Source organism: Ralstonia sp. OTU4908, assembly GCF_038440115.1.
Classification (GTDB): domain Bacteria; phylum Pseudomonadota; class Gammaproteobacteria; order Burkholderiales; family Burkholderiaceae; genus Ralstonia; species Ralstonia pickettii.
Genome location: NZ_JASATD010000014.1, coordinates 99,611 through 118,796 on the forward strand (window position 1 = coordinate 99,611; position 19,186 = coordinate 118,796).

The following is a 19,186-nucleotide window of genomic DNA, read 5'->3' on the forward strand; positions in this document are numbered from 1 at the left end:
CGACGCACTCGATCGCTAACCGCTTACACATCCATTGGGAACACCATGAACTCACAGGCCACACTGACAAAGCTGTCCGTCGCATGGACGCTGGTCCGCCACATCGCATTCTGGGGTGGTTGGGCTTTCCGCTTGCTGGTTGTCGTGCCGAGCGTCGCGTTCTGCCTACTGCTTGCGATCCATAGTGACTTCTCATTCTCCGCGATCCCGCGCGAGCTGCTCCAGTCCGTCGCTGATAGAGCCAAGTATCCGGCGGCTCCGGCTGGCTATATCACGATGCAGACATGCAAGGACACCACGTCTGCCGTCAAAGGCTTGCCCCCGCCGCAGGCCCTGTGCAAGACGTTTGGCTTCGAACAGCAGTCGATCGACGCTTCGGCGCGCGAAGCGGGGATGAATCTGGCGCTGATGTACAGCATCTTCGCGCTTCTGGGCTGGGGTTGGTACTTGTTCTCTGGGTCCTTCAACGACAGCCTGCGCGCATTCCGCTCGTCGCTTCAGAAGGTCCGTCGAGCCTAAGTCCCGGGTGCCTGCGAGTTTCCAGAAGCTTCACCCGGCTCGCAGGCCACTTGCCGACCCCATCGGCCATCGCAGGCTCGGGGTTGGCCACCGTATTGGTTTCTCAGATGCCCACGTCAATCCTAGACGAACTGAACCCGTCACAGCGCGAAGTGGCAGACCTACGCCTGCACTGTGTCGCCGTTGCCTGCCCGGGCGCCGGAAAGACAAAGACAATTGCGACCAAGGCAGCCATTCTTCTCGCCGATCCCGCATGCAGGGTCGGTGCTGTGACCTTCAACAAGGAGGCGGCCACGGAACTGCAGGAGCGCATTCGCGCGCTGGCCGGGCCGGCATCGAAGGCTCGCCTGTTGGCAGGGACCTTTCACGGGCTGGCGTTCAAGCAGCTCACACCAAAGGGATGCAAGCAGCAGGACATCGCCAACGAGGGGGACCAGTTGGCGCTGGTTGCACAAGCCCTGAAGGAAGCCGACCTTGATTGGAAGGAAGAAGCCGCTTTGGCCGCCATCGAGGCAATCAAAATGGACTTCGGCAGGGTTCCGCCTGGCAGCGTTGAGGAGCGCCTGTATTCGGCATACCAACAAGCGCTGGCGCGGAACGGGAAGCTCGACTTCCAGGACATGCTCTGTATGGCCATCGAGGGCATGGAGCGCGGAACCATCTCGCCCTACCCTTTCACGCACCTGCTGGTCGATGAGTTCCAGGACACCGATCCGCTGCAATACCAGTGGGTCGCGCAGCACGCGCGCAGTGGCTCGATCGTGACCGTAGTCGGTGACGATGACCAAAGCATCTACGGCTTCAGGGCCGCGCTCGGATTCCGAGGCATGGAGTCGTTCATCAAGGAGTTCGACGCGCGTCCCGTGATTCTGGGGGAGAACTATCGCTGCAAGTCAGAAATCCTCGCCGCTGCCGACAACGTCATTCGGAACAACAAGGAGCGCATCCGCAAAGATCTGGTCGCCGCGCGTGGCCCCGGCGGCCACATCTCGTTTCGGCGCTTCGATGACGAATATGCCGAGGCCGTGAACGCAGTGGAGGCCCTCGCAGCGTCGATGCGCGCCAGCAAATCGGCAGCGATCCTGGCAAGAACGAACCGTATCCTCGACCCAGTTGAGGCCGTCTGCCGCTCCCATGGCGTGAAGTATTTCCGAGCGTCCGGCAAATCAATCCTGAGCCGGGCCGAGGCCGCGCTAATGTGCAACCTGCTCGAACTCATCCAGAAAACGAAGACCAACGGCCTCGATGCCGTGCTGGCGTTCGCTGGCGTCGGAGCGCAAGACCTCAAGACGTTGCACAGCCGGATCGGTCCCAGTCTTGAGCAGCGGCCGCGCAAGGAGCTGGTCGAGATGGGCCTGGCCGAGAGCACCGCGGACACGTACCGGGAGCTGATGAAGCGGCTTGCCGAATGGCGCGGTCTCTGCGATCGGAAGTTCTATCCGCTCGTGCTGGAAGGTGTCTACGAGTGGATGGCTCAACGTGCCAAAGCAGACACCGCCAAGCGTGCGGTCACCACGACCTACGACGTGCTGAGCCGCCTCAACGGTCCATTCTCGGATCGTATCGCCTTCCTGCGGCGCGAGAACAACGTACCGGCGGCCGACGCGCTGATTCTCACGACCATGCACAACTCAAAGGGCTTGGAGTGGGATCACGTATGCATCATCAGGGCTGAAGAAACCGTGGTGCCGAACGAGAAGAGCACAGAGTCCGAGGAGCGTCGCTTGTTCTACGTGGCCATGACCCGTGCGCGCGACCGTCTTGAGATGAGCACGGCGAAGAAGAATCCAACCTCTCGATTCGTTCTTGAAGCCGGTGTGTCGAAATAATCAGCTAGACTTTTCCCGACAGCACGAAGTTCAGAATTTCGCCGGCATTGGGTTCGCCCCAAGTTTCGTGTGCCACCCATTCGAAAAAATTCGATTCCGCTGCCTTGGAGGGCTTCTTGCCTGCGACGACCTTCAACTCCTTCACAGAACACTGATCGTTGTAACGCGAGAGCATCGCCGACTGATCGTCAGCGGATAGTTCCCCAAAGTAGCCCTGCGCATGCGGAATGCGAGCTGCGAGGTATTGCGCCCGCGCATCCTCTTCATTCTTTGGGCTTCGTGCCAACGGCTTCTGCTGCTGTTGACCAGCTCCGGCAGACTCAGCCTTGCCCGCGCCCTTGCCCCAATCCTCCGTAAGCGACTTGCGAAAGTACGCCGGGATGTTATCCAACGGCGGAACACCCTTCTTCGCTTGTCGAGCGCGCGTGTAGCTGATTGCCTCCAGGATGCGTTCGGCTCCGAACGTGCGAACGAGGCGCTTGGCCTCGGAATGCGGGACACCGAACTTGACCACTGTGTTGACTAGGTCTTGGTGAGGCTCCTCCTCCAGTGCGCTCACTTTGCGACTGATCTTGAATTGAATCTCACCGACGGTTCGGCCGACCTTGTGCTCGATCAACTCGATCTCATGGTCTGATACATCATTGATTTCGGCAATACTCGGCGTCAACACCGCTCGCTTGAAGATCTTGTATTCCTTGTATTTGGTCTCGCTCTCTTCGCGTCCGAGTATGAGATTGCGAAAGGTGGCCAGTGGGATACGTGCGGTCAGGCCTATCCGTTCGAACCGTACAGTGTTCTCCCACAACGCAAGCGAATAGGACCGCCGGAACAGCTTGGCGATCCGCATGTCGATCATTGCGTACCGTTGGGGATCCAGTAGCTCCTCACTGATCTGCGGAGCGAACGAATACGACAAGACGGAGCCCACAATCTTGGCGCCGGCAATGAGTGTTGAACCCGTCCATGTCGACGTGCCGTCGCTATTGAGCTGATCCCAATCCACGACAGTGCGCATCAACGATTTTGCGGTCTCTTTGATGTATGCGTTGTCCTTCGTGGTGAGGTCGAGCGCTGCCATCATCTGAGGGATAGAGACCTGAAACGTGTTGTTTGTTTCTCGGCCTGCCAGGCGTTGCTCGATGGCGTTCTTGATCAGTGCATTGAAGATGCGGCGCTGCTGGAGCGACAGCGCACTACCTACCGGTGAAACGTGGATCGCTTGAACCGCCTTCTTGAACGGCTCAGGAGCCTCCTGTTGTTGAAACAGGGCGATCTGGGAACCCTTCTTTGCTTCGGGTACGCGTGCCATGACCTAGTGGGTGGGTTCGCTATAGGTGAAAAACTAGGGGTAGATTTTTCACCTATAGCGCTCGTTTGGCAATCTTACGTTGCCAGGAAGGGACAGCGCTCGCTGCCTGAGTGTTCGACTCTTGATCTCGCTCTCCCCAAAAACGTTCACCTTTTACGCGGGCTTTCGGCCCCGCATTCCTCGAAAGGTGAACGGATTTGGGGGGCTTTCCGCAGTTGCCCGTCCATCTATTGTGCTCCATAGCGCTCATTTGCCCATTTCGTAAGCATTGGAAGGGGCGACAGACTCTTGAAGTCGTCTCGGGTGCGCTTTCGGAGCCAATTGCCCCAAATCCTTTCACCCTTCCCCTCCCCAAATCCTTTCACCTATGCCCGGGAGCCTGGGGCTGGATGGAAGTGGGTACTCACGGGGTTACCCCAAATTCGTTCACCTATGGAATCCCCAAATCCTTTCACCTATGTTTGCAGGCATGGATTTGTGCGGGAGTGCCTGCTCGCATGCGCCCCAAATCCTTTCACCTTTCATCTCCCCAAATCCGTTCACCAAGCGGGTCCAACCTACGGTCTCGTGTGTCGCACCTGGGCTGTACTCTAGGGTGGCTCTCCCCAAATCTGTTCACCCTCGCCATCCCCAAATCCTTTCACCTTTAGGGTTCGCTGGCGGCGCCCCAAATCCGTTCACCAAAGCCCCAAATCCACAACCCCTTGGCCCCAATGGCTTTCACCGTAGCCCCAAATCCACAACCGGCGTTCCCCAATGGTGTTCACCCAATCCACAAATCTATGCACCATATGACCGGCAAAGCCTTACTGGGCTTGGGTTTCCGGAGCCTAAATGTTGTTTAAAGGTTTAAAGTGTTTACGTAAACAAAGTAAACGCTGCGTCTCTTTCAGAGAGCGTCAAAAAAAGACAAAGACCCAGGTACACCTGGGCCTCGTCGTTGAAAAACCTGCATACAGCGTGCTGTTGCTAGCCCGCTGATGGCTCTACCAACTCTTGGTCAACCAGTGCCTTCAGCTTCTCAGCCAGCGCCTCTTGTTTATCAGCCGGAATTTCCTTCAGCTCCAAGCTAATTCGGCCGTCAGGAAATGTCTTAAGTTGGCCGCGCTGCACACCATCAGCTTTGAAATCGAAAAGCTGGTGGTAGCGAGTGCGACTTCGCTTCGCGGTAGCGCCCGGGCCTTGCAGGTTGCGCAAGATGAGCTCCAATTCGCGCACCGTTCTCTTGCCTTCGATAACTGCCGTCAGATGACGATCAGCGCCTTCCTCCCCGACACGGTCGAAGATCAACTTGAGGCAGTAGGCCGCCTGCAACCCCACACGATCAGCACTTTCTGCCATGCGCTCTAGAATGGCTCTCGGCAGTGCGTTCAGCGAAAGAACCTTGCTGACGTATGCCTTGTCTTTGGTGACCTTCTCAGCCAGCGAATTTTGATCCGCGACCACCTGTTGCTCGATCAATTGCTGCCACGCAATCGCGTCATCGAAGATTGACTGCCGCTCGTGGTCGTTGTTCGCTCGGTAAGCCGTGGTGTAGAGGTCGATGGGCAGTACGTCATGACGTTCTTCGGCATCGATGTGCGTCTCGCCCAGCGATCTCTTCGCACGCAGCCGACGCTCGCCGTCGATGATCACATACTTGCCAGGGAACTGAGGTAGGCGCGTGAACTTGATGGCCTCAATTTGGCCTTCCCTTTGAAGGGTTAGGGCCAACTCTTGGATTTTCGCCTCTGGATAGAAGACGCGAGGGTTGTACGGGTTCGAGACGCAATCGGCAATTGCGATGCTCTTGCGCCCACCAACTGCGGACGCAGTTGGGCCGGCAGCAGGTTCCACCGTGTTGGCGGTTGTCTCGGTAACGGGTTGAGATTCTTGCTCCTGAGGGGAAGCCGGAGGCGGTTCCTGCTCTCGCTCGCGAGTCTGAATGGCCTGCTGCTCGTTCTTGAACCCCTTAATCAGCCCGCTCGCGAGGGTGAGCTTTGGGATGGGCTGCCCCTTTGTTGTCGAGGCGCCTTGCACTTTAGTGTCCTTAGTATTCTTAGACATTTTCCACCTTTTGCGAACGCGATTGAGTGATGTGCTGCGTCAACTCAAGGACCAGCGACTCGATTTCAGCGCGTGCTTCCTTCAACCCCTTCATGTATCGCCCGCACTCATGTGCGGTAGTCCCAAGAGCAAACAGCTGCCGATAGATTTCACGTTGGGCAATTTGACTCTGGAGCAGATGCGTACCAACGTCTTGCTGGTTCAGCAGCGAAAGGATTTCTTCTCGCATGCGTGTACGGCCATTGATGTTGTTCAGCATCAGTGCGGAAGCTAATTCCGGATTGATGCGCCGTTTGATGTTCTTGATTTCGTTAATCATTGCCAGAGTGCTGAACAAGTCAGCCGGCGATGGCCCCATTGGGATCAGGCAGAAATCTGCGATGCCGAGCACCTCGGGCGTTCGCGGGTCCTCAAGGTTACCAGGGCAGTCCACAACGACAAGATCGTATTTGCCTTGCAATTTTTGGATTTCGTTTCCGATCTTAGAACCTGCGGGAGCGAGACTCGCCACCGAAATCTTGAGAGGCTCCTCACCGCTTGTTGCCCATCGCAATGAGGTGTTCTGAGGATCTGCGTCGACTAGAGCGACGTCCGTGCCTCCAGATTGGAAGGCAGATGCGAGATTGAGACTCAGCGTTGTCTTACCTACGCCACCTTTTTGGTTTGCGATTGCAATCGTAAATGCGCTCATAGGTTCTCCAAGGTTTTTGTGATTTTAGCGAGACTTGCTGTGAACTCAAGGAATTTCTTATCTCTCTTAGTGTTTTTCTCATCAGCCGTTGTAAATGAGTTGCCACGTGGAAACTATCCTCGTCATGCACTGTGGACTGAACTTTGCGACCAGTTTCCACGTGACAACCCGTCACATCTTTCCTGACGCTGGAGTGCAGTTGTCACGTGGAAACTCGTGCCAAGCATACGTTGCATGTGCGGTTCGGGCGAACGGGCTTCGTGGCTGACGGGAACACTTGGAGCTATTAGCCGAATCGGCGATCGCAATGACGCGAAGTCTGGGCGAAACTTTTACGGATCTACCGAACCCCATTGGTAGCTGCCACCTGGAAACGCGATGGGCCCCTTTGCTGGCGTCACTATCCAGCATCTATGTGATGCAATAGAAGGTTCAGAAGTACGGTCTCTGGCGGCAGTCGGCGACAACATGTCGCATGATTCTGCGTGCGCATGACACTCGTCTGATAAGTTGTCACGTGGAAACTGCAGCAATGCAGCTGGGGATGCTTGCGGGGCGAGTTTCCACGTGACAACTCATTGAGGGGTTCACGGGGGCTCGCTATATACTGAAAGTTAGCCCAATGAAGGACGGGCTTCGTTTGATCTTGGCGCCAGCTTAAGGACAGTGCCGGCTAAGCCTGCAAAGACGGGGAAGTTGCGGCCCCCGCATTCGAAAATCACGAACGCTTCCAAAACCCCCGCAGCTCCTTCATCCGAATGGCCTCTTCCGACGTCACGTAGACCGTCGTGGTGTCGAGCGACTTGTGCCCCAGGTTCTGCTGCATGATCTCGACCGGCGTGCCGGCGGCAATGGCATGTGATGCGTGTGAGTGTCGCAGCCAGTGCGTGCTGGCTTCGTTCAGCCGTGCTGCTCCCTGCGGATCGGTTGCCTCCAACTCGGTTGCGCAGGCCTGGAAGAAGCGCTTGATCTGCCGGTAGAGCACACCCGGCGTCAGCGGAGCGGCAGGGCTCGCCGTGTCCCGCTTTGCCCACGGCGCACGCTCAGCCTGATCGGTCGCGTGGCCGAGCAGGGCCACCGGCTCACGAATCTGGGCGGGGTCGCTGGGGAAGCCGCGGGAGTCCAGGTACGCGCCCAGCGCGTGCACGACCTCATCGGGCACTGGCACCTCACGTACACGCGACCCCTTGCCGACCACGGTCAGCCACCAGCCGTCCATGCGTTCGCCGGAGCGGGGGAGGGCGAGACTGCGCCATGCCAGGTCGGCCGTTGTCGCTCCCACGATCTCCGCGAGACGCAAGCCCGTGGCGTAGAGCAAGGGCAAGGCGACCTGCAGCCGCAGGTTCGATGACGTGCGCTCCAGCAGGAACAGGCGCTCCACCACAAACGCCCATTGGTCCTCGGTCAGACTGCGCCCAACGTCCAGCTGTGGTTTGCCACCATTCGTCGCCCGCACGCCGCCCCACGGATTGCCGCTCAGATAGTTCTTGTCGTTGAGGTACCGGTACAGGTTCTGCAGCACGGTCAGGGCATAGGCCTGCGACTCGGGCGACAGCTTGCCCTCGAACGGTTTCCAGCTCGGCGTCCACCGTTCCCGAGAGCGTGGCGCACACCAGTCGTCGGGCACGTCGGCCAGGAAATCGCGGTAGGCGACGCAGTCCTCAGTCGTCATCGACGAGAGCGGCTTGCGCCGAATCCAGATGGCCCACAGCAGAAAGCGTTCTGCCTCCTTGCGATAACTGCGCTGGGTGTTGGACAGGTAGTGCAGCCAATCCAGCGGGCCGGGCTCGGTGATGACATCGCGCCGGCCGGTGCGCCGCCGGGCGATCTCGGCAGGCGGCAGCCCCGGTTTCGAGCGCAGCCAGGTGAGTACCGCCTCGTAGTCGTTCTGGGCGTCCAGCAGGCACTCGACCGGGGGCCGCCGGAAACGGCCGTTACTGCCGTCGAGCGCGGCCGGCACAACGATCTTTTCCAGGGGCAGGAGGCCAGTGCCGGATGCCACCACGCGGTCACGCTCGTGCGCGGTGAGTTGCCGGCGCGGGATCCGGGCGTGTTCGCCCAGTTTGCGCGCCAGCGTGTCGGCGTTCGCGCGCAGGAAGCGCTCGATGGCGTGGGCTTTCTTCTCGCCGACCCCGCGCAGCGCGCGGAACCAGCCGCCGCCCAGGCTGTTGATACGGTCGATCAGGGTGCCGATGGTGGCTACGCCGGCGGCCTCCAGCCGATCCGCGACGCCCGCGGCCAGCCACGCGTGGCAGTGGTCGTCGACCCGCACCGGCTCCGCCAGCACCTGTTCCAGGTCGGCCAGCAGGCGCAGCTGCCGCTCCATCAGCTTGGTCCGGCGCTCGGCCCGCTGCACCGCGTCTCCGAAGCGCTCCCGATAGGCTTCGAGCTGCTCCTCGATGCTGAAGTCATCCAGCCCGTTCTCCAGCGCGAACTCCTCCAGCGCTGGCAACGCGGGTCCGCGCTGCGCAAGGCCGGAGAGGTCGATGCGGATCAGGCGCACCTTGCCGTAGTGGCCGGCGCGGCGCACGGCCGCCGCCAGTTCAGCGCGCAGCCAGGCGGTCATGCGCCGTACCTTCGGGTGCGCGACGAAGGTCTCCTGCGTCAGCTCGGCCTGCGCCTCCAGTTCGCCATCGATGGCCAGGTAGCGCGCCCACATCGGCCGGGCATCCAGCCCCTGGACGACCGCGCGCAGGAACGCGAAATGGCCACGGTGGAGGTGGCGTCGAACGACAACGCGGCGGCGGGTGGGTCGAGTGCGCTTTATTTCACTTTGCAGCGTCTCGAGGCTGGGGGGTGGTTCAGGGTTGTGGTCGGGGTCGAGCGGGTCCATGGGCGGCGAAGCGTTGTCGGGCTTGGGTTTCCGGGCCTGTTGGAAAACGCGAAAAAGTGACGTTCTCGAAAGCGTACATTAATTTCACAGTACATGATAAGAATACTTATCAACCACAGTAAAAAGCGCACTTCACTCGATGGAGTGCGCTTTTAGGCATGTTAGAATCAGCCCAATAGCCTCCATCCAGACCGAAATGTCGTCGCCGACCTCAAAAATGGCGGCCCAGCGCCAAGACTGGGACACTGCCGAAAGCCGCTGCGCTGAGCGTCGCGAGCTGGCAGGCGCGGCGGCCAGCGCGGCCGTCGCGGTAGAAGAGGGGGTAACGGTGCGCTTCCGGCCGATCGGACGGACGGACGTCGATGCTGCAGATCGCTGGACCTTCGGAGGCTATGCCCCAGGCTGGCTATGGTCCCGCGAGTTGACACGGGCTCGCCGTCGGCCGCGCCGCGTGGAGGCCGCCGTTTATGCGGAGTTGCCGGATCACACGCATGTCTTGTGTGGCTTGATCCTGGGGCGGATCAGTAATCGACACGTGGTCGCGTCGATCCACCTGCTCAGCCGTGCGCCGGCACCTAACCCGCTGCAGGGCCGCTTTGCCAAGATCGCAGTGCGCTACCTGGAATTCTGTGCGGCGGCGTTTGACTGCACGACGGCCTCATTGCAGCGGCCCATTCCCGAGTTGGTAGATTTCTACAAAAGCCTGGGCTACTCACGGGTCGTGGAGAAAAAGGGTAAGATTGAGAGACTTGAGCGCGATCTGGGGGCAGTCCTGTCCGCAATGCGCAAGGGAGATCAACCATGAAGCCGACAGCACGCAAAATTCGACGCCAAGCGCTCCTGGCCGAAAAGCCGGAACAGGTCGCCGCGCGCCTCGCCGTGTTCGCCAAATTGACGCGCGAACAGGCGGTCGCGCGCCGGTCGGTAGTGGAGCCCAAAGTAGCAGGATCGGTGTTGGCAGGCCGGCGCGTAAGGGTTGCAGGCTGAGGCCACACTCGCACGTTACAGGAGCCGCCTTCGGGCGGCTTTTTCATATCTGCAATGACTGCATCAGTGCTGAACCATGATCTTTCGGGGGACTTTGAGCGCCTGCTCACGTTGGTGATGCAGCTCGTTGAGTCCCAGGCCGGGCAGCAGATCCCGGTGGACCAGCTTTGGATGAACGATGCGCAAGTGCTGGGCAAAAAATTCTGTTACCACGTAGCCTCGCTGCGCCTGATAGCCCAACCGGTCCAAATCGATATTGCCGGGTATGGCGCAGATCTTCACATCGACCACAGTTCCGTGATGATTCTTGCGCGCGCGGCTCTGGAGACCTACCTCACGTTCGCCTACATCTACGGCAGCAAAGATGTGGAGGTCCGACAATTCCGCCATATGATCTGGCGTCGTGCCGGCCTACTGGACCGACAGGCGTATCCGGCACGTGCGCCAGAGCACCAACAGAAGTTGGCCGACGAGAAGACAAGGATCGATCAACTCCAGATCGAGATCGAAGCCCACGGCGTCTGGCAGCAGTATTCCGAACCGATGCGTAAAAAGGTTCTGAAGGGCGAATGGCGCGCCGGCCAGTCTTGGATCGACACTGGCATCGCCGCCGGTTTCCACCCCGTCTATATCCGCCAAATCTACAGCTTCCTCTGCGGCTACGCGCACTCGAGCTGGCTCAGCATTCTGCAGATTCGCGATGCACAAGCGCTTTGCGACCAGGAGGCGATGGCCGCTAGGTTCGTAAGCGTGGCCCTCGTTTTCATGAGCTTCTTTGCAACGAGCTACGTTGCCTTGTTTCCGCAGGCTGAGGCGGTCCTGGCCAGCAACACCGAAGCGGCCAACCTTGCCCAGCGGTGGCATCTGACCGCTGATCGCCAGTCTGCCCTGTATGGCACAACGAACTGAGCTTGCCGATTCGCCTATGCCCGCCGACCAAAACCCACCTGCTAAGCAATTCCCCCGGAACGAACGAGTGCCGGTGGCGCGCGCGGTTGCCACGACGATAGAACATGCCACGGCCGCCCAAGTCAAAGCGCTGGCGGAGCCGTTCAAGGGAACCTCGGTGGGTCAACGGTTCTTCGGACCTGGCTGGATCGGTGAAGATGGCGTTGCTTGCATAGTGTTCATCGCCCAGGACCGTGACACCATCCAACGGCTACGTCGACAGCGGACGTGCGTCGCAATTGGTTGGCGTTGGAACAACACCCCCTCCATGGTGTTTTCCTTTACGTTGATGACAGAGGGAAAGAATCCCCATCCCCACACACGGTGGATGCGGCCGAGCGCTGATCCAGTGGTTGCGGCGATTCGCCAGCGCGGTCGCTTTCGCATGATCGCCGTTTCGCCGGAGGGGTACCAAACTGTTTGGTTTGAGGCGCAGTTGCATTCGGGTTTTGGGGAAACCGCTCCCTCACTCCAAGGCATGGAGCAGCAATGGCAACATCCGGTGCCTGGACTGCAGGGGTCACGCGAGGGTCAGCGATTCGATCCATTCGAGCGCGAACGAAAGGCTGACACAACCGATGCCGCTCCTGCGATCCCGCTTTGGGCGGAACCCGCGTCAGACGTCTGGTCGGAGCTGAACTATGACGGGCCCTGGGCAGGCGACCTAAATGCAACAGACAAGGCTCGCGTCGCATGGGGCAGGCAGGTGTATCGGAATCGCCGCCTCGCCGCTGGCTTCGTGCGCGGAATTGCAGAGCGACAGGCATATGACCGCGTACCACCGGTCGTCACGGAAGAGGGCAACTGGCTCGGTGAGGGCATTATTGCCGAGCAGGGCAGGGTGCTAGTGGCGCGTGCGCCATTGATCGGACGTTGGCTGGCAGCATTGGCGGGTCCAGCCCCCGATGCGGAAGCTGCGTATCGGGCGTGTGTTGAGGTGCTGCATGACACGTACGCGCTGTTCTGTTTGCTCGACAAGCTGATTCCGCTGCTCAACGATGCGGGCGACCAAATGTTGTCCGAAGCCGCACGTTGGACGTTCGAGGCTGCTCTGTTGGATGACAAGATCACGCAGGGCGGCACCCACCGGCCCTGGTTCGCCAACACTGGGCAACACGGTTTGGAATTGCGTAGTGCGCCGTTCAACCTCGAAGCGTCGCTGTCCGACATCGAGGAGATGTGGCGCAGCGGTCTGGACATGCTGGACCTCATTGACGCGGGCCAGCGCCTCGGGCCAAACGATTTTCCGGTCCCGTTGTCGGATGTCTGTGAAGCCATGCGCGGCGTCGCGCTCGATGGCACCGAAGACGAAGCTGAAGCGACGATTCAGGCGATGCTGCGCGAAGCACAGGAAGCTCGGCAATGGACTATCCCGTGGGGCGCACGAGTAGAAGTGGCGTTCGGCCCATTCGTGGCGGTGCGGATCTTTGAGAACCAAGGCGAGTTCGCGTGCCAATTTCTCGACGCAGCGCAGCGCTACCACCATGTCGCGATTGGCATTGCCAGCGATCCGCCGCGCGCAACAGGTGGCCGCTTGATCCGCCCGCGCGATGATGATGGCGAAGTGACGTGGAACACGGACGCCGAGTTGAGCTTGCAGTTGATCGCAGCTGCGATCATCCGGGACTTTCTTGTGGTGGAGGAGCGAGAGTCGCTGTTTGGTACGCGAACGACAACGCGCCGCAGCCGTGGCCGTGACTTGACGACGGTGGTGTACCTGCCGCGCGTACGCTATAGCCGGCCCAATCTACGGCAGGCGACACAACACGCGCACGAATCTGGTCGTGCCCCACACGCTGTCACTCAACACCTGCGCCGGGCGGCAACAACATCGGCGACTCAGCGTTTTCTCGCACAGCGGTATGGAATGCACCTTCCAGAAGGGTTCACATTCGTGCGCCCACACACTCGCGGGGCAATGGCGGAGGCTGAGCGGGTGCGTGTCTACCGCAGCCGCTCGGCATCGCGCATGATCTACGAAGAGGTATCAACCGCGCCAGAAGGTGCGCGGCCGGCATGGTTTGAGTTCGAGCGGGATTGTATGCAACTGCTCAGGGAACGAGGGCTGCGCGTGATTCACCAGGCCGCCAGTCGGGATGGCGATGGTGGCGTCGATCTATACGCGGTTGACGAGAGCGGCCAATCTTGGATCGTACAATGCAAATGCTGGGCGGCGCATCGCAGTGTCGGCCCGGAAATCGTGCGTGAACTGCATGGGGCCATTGCCTTTGCTGATCGCGGCAGCAGCGGCACCAGCAAAGGGATCGTCATTACCACAAGCCGCTTTACTTCGGGGGCCGCCGAGGTCGGGCGCGAGTTTGGCTTCGAACTAATCGACGGCCAGCAATTTGCTCAGTGGCGCCAAAATCGGCATTGAAGTTGGTTCACTGTATGAGCGAGCACCTTGCCTTGCGAACGTGCGCGCTATCATCGAACGGGCCAAAACCCTCGAAGCACTCCCATGAGATCCCACACACGATGGCTCGCCTGCAACAGTTGTGGCGTCCTGCGTGACCACGTTCCCGAAAATGCCGGCGTAACATCGTTCGACGCGGCACACCGGGTGCAGCTTTGGATCTGCACGATTTGCGGCGCTGCCCACCCGGTCGCACCGGAGCATAGTGATCAGGCCGACCGCGAGCGATTGGAGCGCCTAGGACAGTTGCGACTAATTGAATGAAGAAAGCTTGTCGGCACCCGTTTGACACCGCATTCGGTCAATCGCGTTGCTGAACTATCAACACACACAACGATGAAGGAACGCGGATGAAGTTCTACCATTTCACGTCCGTCTCGTACGCCGAAACGATCCTCTCGATGGGGATTTCGCGTGGCCACGTGAAGCATGGTGACGGAAGCATTCGCAACTCAGTGGTCTGGCTGACGACGGATCCCGATGCTGATGGTCACGGCCTGACGACAGGCGACAAAACGTTGACCGCGAGAGACATGGAGTATCTGACCCGCGTCGATGGGGTCGCACCCAAGAATGGCATCGTCATGAACAAAACCCGAGTGCGCCTGACGGTGGAGATGTCGGCCGACACAGCCACTCTGATGCCCTTTGTCGAGTACTACGCGCGTCGTGGCGAAAAGCCCGATGAAGCCAAGCTTATGGGCCTTTCCGCATACGTCGAAAATCCTTGGCGTCTGCCTCTCACGAGACGGCGGCATTTATTGAAATCGACCACAACCAAAGAAGGCACGTGGTGGCTCTCGTTTGCGCCGATCACCGCCTCCGAGATTACGCGGGTCGAATACAACAGCCCGGCTGGGTTCGTAGACTACGACTTTGAAGCGCATGGCCGGCAGCACTTCCATGACGCAGGCTTTGTGGTGCCCAGCGCCGCCACGCTACAGTCGCTGCACCCCCTGGTGCCCTGCGACTATCCCTTCGAGAAGGCGAAGGCGTTCGCTTTCTGCTTGGACACGAAGCGCGTTCGACGTGGCGACTGGTGCGCCGGCGTTCGGAATGAGCCACCCGAACGCTGAGGCCTTGGCCAAGCGGGTACGCGACCACTCGGACGAGTTGCTCGACTGCTGGGCCCGCGCTGTTGACGTGTACTACAGCTACTACCCGAAAACAGGGATGCCTCGCCCCCCAGTTCGGTTGAACCCGTAACTACGGGTGCGGGCCTAGCGATCCTGCGCTGTCGAGGGGGCCGCCGCCGCTTCGCTGGCGCGGCCTGTCTTTGATGTAGTCGTCGACTCTTTCGCTGCGGTGGATGTTGAGTGGAAAGCGGCACCAAACTTGTCGCTGAAGTCGTGCCAGCCGGTCACGACCGTCACGAGGGCACTAAACGCGACGAAGGCAGCAACAGGCCACCAGGCAAGGAACGCGCCGACGGCCCTTGCTACCAGGCTTGGCCGAGTCGTCATCGCCTTCTCCGCCGATTGGTAACGGTCTCGGCGCCGCAGCATTCCGATGCGCCAACGATCCCACCGCGAACCACCGTCGAGCACACTGGATACGCGCCAGTATCGGAACGCGTCGGCCACGGCTGCGTCGATGACGCTTTGTGTGACATCGTTCGGGCCCACGAACACTCGCCAAACGATGAGCTTTTCGGGCTGCCGCATGAATTCAGACTCGTACGGATAGAGCAGCACGGCGACATTGCCGGTTTTGGCTTGAGAGAACACAAGTGCGGCTCCGTGCTCCGCCGCTGTCGAGCCCTGTTTTCTCAGCGAAGCGCCCACCGGATGCTGGCCTGGGAATAGGGTGACAGTTCGGTGCTCGCGTTCGACGCGCACGTATAGCCGTTCGAGGTAGCCTGCTTGCTCGGCTGCAGTGATGACCTTCTCAAATTTCTCTTGCAGAGCCGGCTTCAGTACGACGTTCCAATTGATGAACTTGTAGCGGCGCACGTCCGCGCTACGCTGGGGAAAGAGAGACAAGACATCCTCATGGGTTGCGTTGGGCACACGCGCCAATGAAAACGGGAGGCTTGGCCTCCCGTTGGCACGAATGGCAGCGGAGGACTTACTGAGCGGCGTCCTTCACCTTCTTCAGCGGGCGCACCTTGACACGCACGCTGGCCGGCTTGGCCTCGAACCATTGCTCTTGGCCCGTGAAAGGGTTTTTGCCGAAGCGACGCTTGGTGGCCGGTACCTTCACGGATACCACCTTGAAGAGACCAGGCAGCGTGAACTCGCCGGCGCCTTTCTTGTGCAGCGCACTCAGGATGGTGTTCTCCAGATGCAGGAGCACGGACTTCACGGCCTTGGCCTCAAGTTCTGTCTGCTCGGCCAAGTGACTCACCAGGCTGGCTTTGGTGAAGGTGTCCTTCAGCGGCTTGATGGTCGGGGCCGCGGCGGCGGCGGTCTTCTTTGCCGGTGCGGCTTTCTTTGCTGCGGTCTTGGATTTCGTCGCCATGGAGTGCGTAGATTTCAAGGTGGTTGACCATCGCGAGATGGCGAATTGTGCGCGCTACTGCGTGCGAGGGAAGAATAGCAAGGCCAGTCGTGCTGGACAACGGGACTCACCGTCTTCATTTAGTCAAGAGGGGCCTCGTAGCGGGGCGCGCGGATCTGCGCGTCGATCCAAGCATCCTTTACCACCGTATCGAGAACGGTCGGGGGAATATCGAACCACTCCGACACGAAATGTACGGCGTCGGCCTCTAGGCCCGCCCATGCTCGTGCTTTTGCCACCCAGCGCGGTCCGACCTGAATTGGAGTGCAGCGTCCGGGCGTGACGTGGAAATAGCTGACGCGGTGCGCGGTGGTTGATTCGATGAACCACATACGGCGGATGCCGGCGTCGTCTCTGGCGCAGCCGAGACGCAATCGGGCGCCTTGCTGCTCGAGCGCGCGCAACGCACTGACCAACGAGGCATCGGTCGGCCGGTACCAGACCGAGACCTTGCGCAGCACGGCGTGTTCACCTTGCGTGGCGCCCAACCAGTTCACGGCCGCGACCAGGCGGTGGACGCCGTTGGTGCACGTCACAGCCCCGCCGTAGGCGGCCAGCTTCAGTTCGTACGCTGCCTCAGGGGCGGGAAATGATTGGTGGCCGATTTCCGATTCGCAGTAGTCAATGACGCGCTCGTCCCAGCCAAAACCGTGCAGGTCCTGCAGCATGCCGCGCCACGTCAAGGCCTTGCTGAAATTCCGATGCGTTAAGCCAACCACGGCGGCGATGGGCACGTCGACGTAGACCCGCTGGGTTGATCCTTCAGTCGTGAGGAGATCAAGGACCGGGCCCAGCTCAGTGCGCTTCCAGACCGACTGGTCCAATACCGTGCAACTGGAGTCAGATGCTGCCGCGCGGATGCGCGCAAGGCCCGGTGCCTTTCGCATCTGCGCGGCTTGGTCTTGGCCATAGACGACATCTTGAGCGCGATGCATTGCATCATCCATCATGGTGCTTGCATCTCCATTGCTGTGTCATTCGGCAGCAGAATGTCGTTGACTTGGTAGCCGTCCGCTCGCAAGAGTGCGATGAGTCCGTCGGACCCTGGCAGGTGAGCAGCACCAACCGCGACCACCGCGCCGCCGGCGTCGAGGGCTTGGCGCAAGCGCGGCATCCAGGACAAATTGCGGTCGTGGACCATCAGGCGGTGATAGATCGCCGCATCCTCTGGAGATTCGTTACCCAGACTCGCGAGAGCGGCGATCCTCTCATAGTCGCCGCGATTGAATGCGATAACAGCTTGACGGAAATCCTCTCGCTGGCGGGCGATGTTCAAGCCGCCCATCAGCAGGCGCCAATAGATCCGATCCGGGACCGCGCGTCGCCGGTTTTCCAAGTCGGTCTGATCTTCGAGAGGCACTATCGCTACGTTGTAGCGCAGTGCCGCTATCGCGAATATCGCGTCTCTGGACAGGTTGCTCAATTCTGTGCAGGGAATCCAAGCGTACGCGGCGGCCATACGCGGACTCTTGTGCTGCAGCATTTCGATGGCCAGGTCGGGACGTTGAGGTGCTGCGCATTTCGCGCGCAGCTGAAGAAATTCAACCTGTGTATCGGTCAATGACCGGGCCCATGGTGCACGAGAGGCCCGACCAGCAAACACCTCGGGGTCCAGTAGATCGGCGCCCTGGAGTTCGACAGGCTGTGGACCTTGGGCCCTCGAACTTTCAATGACAAAACTTGTGGCGCCCTGGAGCACCGACATCGCCGGCTGGCGCATGCCCTGATAGGGGACGTGGAGAGTGGCGACCAGCACGCTTTTGGCCCCGTTCGGCGCGGTGATTGCGAGTGCGGGTACGCCATCCTGTGCAATAGCCGGTGTGGAGGCGAGGGTGGCGGCACAAACGAATGCCGCCAGTGTGCGAAATTGGTCAACCAGGCCAAACGACCGCAGCATGCGATGACTCCGGATGTGAAGAGGGCTAGGGGAAGGACTGTATGGCGGGCAGGGCGCAATGCAGAGGGGGGCCGTGCCGCCCAGTGGGTAGGTAAGCGGCGTTGCTACGCCCCCTTGCGCCGTGAGTTTGGTTTGCTCGGCGGTTGACCGGTCTGCTGATCTGGTGCCGACTCTGGTGTCGGCTTCGCGGCCTCAATTTGCTCGCGCAGCATTCGCAACTCGGCCTGGGCACCGGCCTCAAGACCGACGACCTCGGTTAGTTTCTCGCGGGTGCGCTCATGCGCGGCCTGCGCTTCAGCCAGTTGGGCACGCACCTGGTGCTCGCGCGATTCGGCGTTGGCCAAGCGCTCGTTGGCCTGGATTCGGGCGATGTCAGCAGCTTCACGCTGCGCATCGGCGACGGCGGCTGTGCGATCGGCAGCGACCCGGGCGGCCTGTTCCGCCGCCAGTTGGGCGCGCAGTTCGCTCAGTTCGCGCTCCAAGTGTGGCAGCGCTTCCAGGCGCAACTCCACTTGCGCGAGCGCCCGACGAACGGCGGCGAGTTCGCCGCGCTCCCGCTCCGACTCTGCATTCAAGCGTTCGATCTCTGCTGCCTGCTCGGCCGCCTTGCCGGCAAGCTTGTCGCGCTCTGTCGCAACCTGCTGCAGCTCCTGCGTCAGGGCGTCGCGTTCAGCTTCCAGAGCCTCGCCAGTGCTGGTCAGCACCGCGTTTTCACTCATGACCTGCGCCAGTGCGGCCTCGGCGTCGGCCGCGGCGTCCTCGGCCACCCGCGAAAACTCGGTGCCCAGTGCGGCCAGCAGGCGGGGGTTCGGATCGCCAATCTTGCGCGCGGCAGGCTTTTGTTGACCCTGCCAAGTAACCAGATGGCGGTGGATGGTGTTCATGCTGCCAGTGCCCAGCCGCTCGCGCACTGCGCTTAGCGTCGGCTTGATTTGCTCGGCGTAGAACAAAATAAAAATGTCACTACGGTTTGGCGAAACTGAGCCAACGCGGGCTCTGTAGTGACAATTTTAATTACGTTGAAAGCGAGGCAATAGCGTCAATAGGCGTAAGCCCGCATTAAATTTGTCAATTGGCATCCTAGACTTCCACTCCCTTCGTAAGGCCTTGATCTTATGGGGAAAAGTCAGTCCTTCGATAGCCCGGTCCCGATCCCGCGACCTCGCGGAGCGCATCGGCGTAGAACAAAATAAAAATGTCACTACGGTT

Annotated in this window: 16 protein-coding genes; 7 read left to right on the forward strand and 9 right to left on the reverse strand. The window is 60.3% G+C overall.

Going from position 1 to position 19,186, the window contains the following annotated elements; translation table 11 throughout:
* The first annotated feature begins 45 nt into the window (after nucleotides 1-45).
* On the forward strand, nucleotides 46-519 hold the full coding sequence (locus tag AAHM38_RS14460; protein ID WP_012435612.1) for a hypothetical protein: 474 nt from the start codon (nucleotides 46-48) through the stop codon (nucleotides 517-519).
* A gap of 107 nt (nucleotides 520-626) precedes the next feature.
* Nucleotides 627-2,348: an ATP-dependent helicase gene (locus AAHM38_RS14465; protein WP_012435611.1), complete on the forward strand. Its 1,722-nt coding sequence runs from the start codon at nucleotides 627-629 to the stop codon at nucleotides 2,346-2,348.
* 4 nt (nucleotides 2,349-2,352) lie between these two features.
* Here the strand turns inward: AAHM38_RS14465 and AAHM38_RS14470 are convergent, their stop codons facing one another.
* From AAHM38_RS14470 to AAHM38_RS14485, 4 genes are all read right to left on the reverse strand, one after another.
* Nucleotides 2,353-3,660 carry a replication initiation protein gene (locus AAHM38_RS14470; protein ID WP_012435610.1) on the reverse strand — a complete coding sequence of 436 codons (1,308 nt, stop codon included), beginning with the start codon at nucleotides 3,658-3,660 and terminating at the stop codon, nucleotides 2,353-2,355.
* 969 nt (nucleotides 3,661-4,629) lie between these two features.
* Entirely contained in the window at nucleotides 4,630-5,706 is a 1,077-nt protein-coding gene (locus AAHM38_RS14475; RefSeq protein ID WP_012435609.1) for a ParB/RepB/Spo0J family partition protein, read from the reverse strand.
* Nucleotides 5,699-6,397, reverse strand: a complete 699-nt coding sequence (locus AAHM38_RS14480) for a ParA family protein (protein ID WP_012435608.1) — start codon at nucleotides 6,395-6,397, stop codon at nucleotides 5,699-5,701. Before AAHM38_RS14480 ends, AAHM38_RS14475 begins: the two co-directional genes overlap by 8 nt.
* 718 nt (nucleotides 6,398-7,115) lie before the next feature.
* Entirely contained in the window at nucleotides 7,116-9,230 is a 2,115-nt protein-coding gene (locus AAHM38_RS14485; RefSeq protein ID WP_012435607.1) for a phage integrase family protein, read from the reverse strand.
* A gap of 196 nt (nucleotides 9,231-9,426) precedes the next feature.
* Here AAHM38_RS14485 and AAHM38_RS14490 point away from each other — a divergent pair, with 196 nt between their 5' ends.
* From AAHM38_RS14490 to AAHM38_RS14510, 5 genes are all read left to right on the forward strand, one after another.
* A complete protein-coding gene (locus AAHM38_RS14490; protein ID WP_225694715.1) occupies nucleotides 9,427-10,035 on the forward strand; it encodes a hypothetical protein in 609 nt (202 codons plus the stop codon).
* Nucleotides 10,032-10,217 (forward strand): hypothetical protein, encoded by a 186-nt coding sequence (locus AAHM38_RS14495; RefSeq protein WP_004635264.1) that lies wholly within the window; start codon nucleotides 10,032-10,034, stop codon nucleotides 10,215-10,217. Before AAHM38_RS14490 ends, AAHM38_RS14495 begins: the two co-directional genes overlap by 4 nt.
* A 54-nt stretch (nucleotides 10,218-10,271) precedes the next feature.
* On the forward strand, nucleotides 10,272-11,126 hold the full coding sequence (locus tag AAHM38_RS14500) for a DUF5677 domain-containing protein (protein WP_004635267.1): 855 nt from the start codon (nucleotides 10,272-10,274) through the stop codon (nucleotides 11,124-11,126).
* Between the two features lie 16 nt (nucleotides 11,127-11,142).
* On the forward strand, nucleotides 11,143-13,542 hold the full coding sequence (locus tag AAHM38_RS14505; RefSeq protein WP_004635269.1) for a restriction endonuclease: 2,400 nt from the start codon (nucleotides 11,143-11,145) through the stop codon (nucleotides 13,540-13,542).
* Nucleotides 13,543-13,931: 389 nt separating this feature from the next.
* On the forward strand, nucleotides 13,932-14,657 hold the full coding sequence (locus AAHM38_RS14510; RefSeq protein WP_004635270.1) for a hypothetical protein: 726 nt from the start codon (nucleotides 13,932-13,934) through the stop codon (nucleotides 14,655-14,657).
* A 144-nt stretch (nucleotides 14,658-14,801) separates the two neighbouring features.
* Here the strand turns inward: AAHM38_RS14510 and AAHM38_RS14515 are convergent, their stop codons facing one another.
* From AAHM38_RS14515 to AAHM38_RS14535, 5 genes are all read right to left on the reverse strand, one after another.
* Nucleotides 14,802-15,563, reverse strand: coding sequence for a hypothetical protein (locus AAHM38_RS14515; protein ID WP_004635272.1), 762 nt, complete (start codon nucleotides 15,561-15,563; stop codon nucleotides 14,802-14,804).
* An 85-nt stretch (nucleotides 15,564-15,648) separates the two neighbouring features.
* Nucleotides 15,649-16,041, reverse strand: coding sequence for an HU family DNA-binding protein (locus tag AAHM38_RS14520; protein ID WP_012435605.1), 393 nt, complete (start codon nucleotides 16,039-16,041; stop codon nucleotides 15,649-15,651).
* 119 nt (nucleotides 16,042-16,160) lie between these two features.
* Nucleotides 16,161-17,030, reverse strand: coding sequence for a hypothetical protein (locus tag AAHM38_RS14525; protein WP_021197350.1), 870 nt, complete (start codon nucleotides 17,028-17,030; stop codon nucleotides 16,161-16,163).
* Entirely contained in the window at nucleotides 17,027-17,977 is a 951-nt protein-coding gene (locus AAHM38_RS14530; RefSeq protein ID WP_012435603.1) for a TraB/GumN family protein, read from the reverse strand. Before AAHM38_RS14530 ends, AAHM38_RS14525 begins: the two co-directional genes overlap by 4 nt.
* A 104-nt stretch (nucleotides 17,978-18,081) precedes the next feature.
* Nucleotides 18,082-18,927: a DNA-binding protein gene (locus AAHM38_RS14535; protein WP_222328620.1), complete on the reverse strand. Its 846-nt coding sequence runs from the start codon at nucleotides 18,925-18,927 to the stop codon at nucleotides 18,082-18,084.
* Nucleotides 18,928-19,186 lie beyond the last annotated feature (259 nt).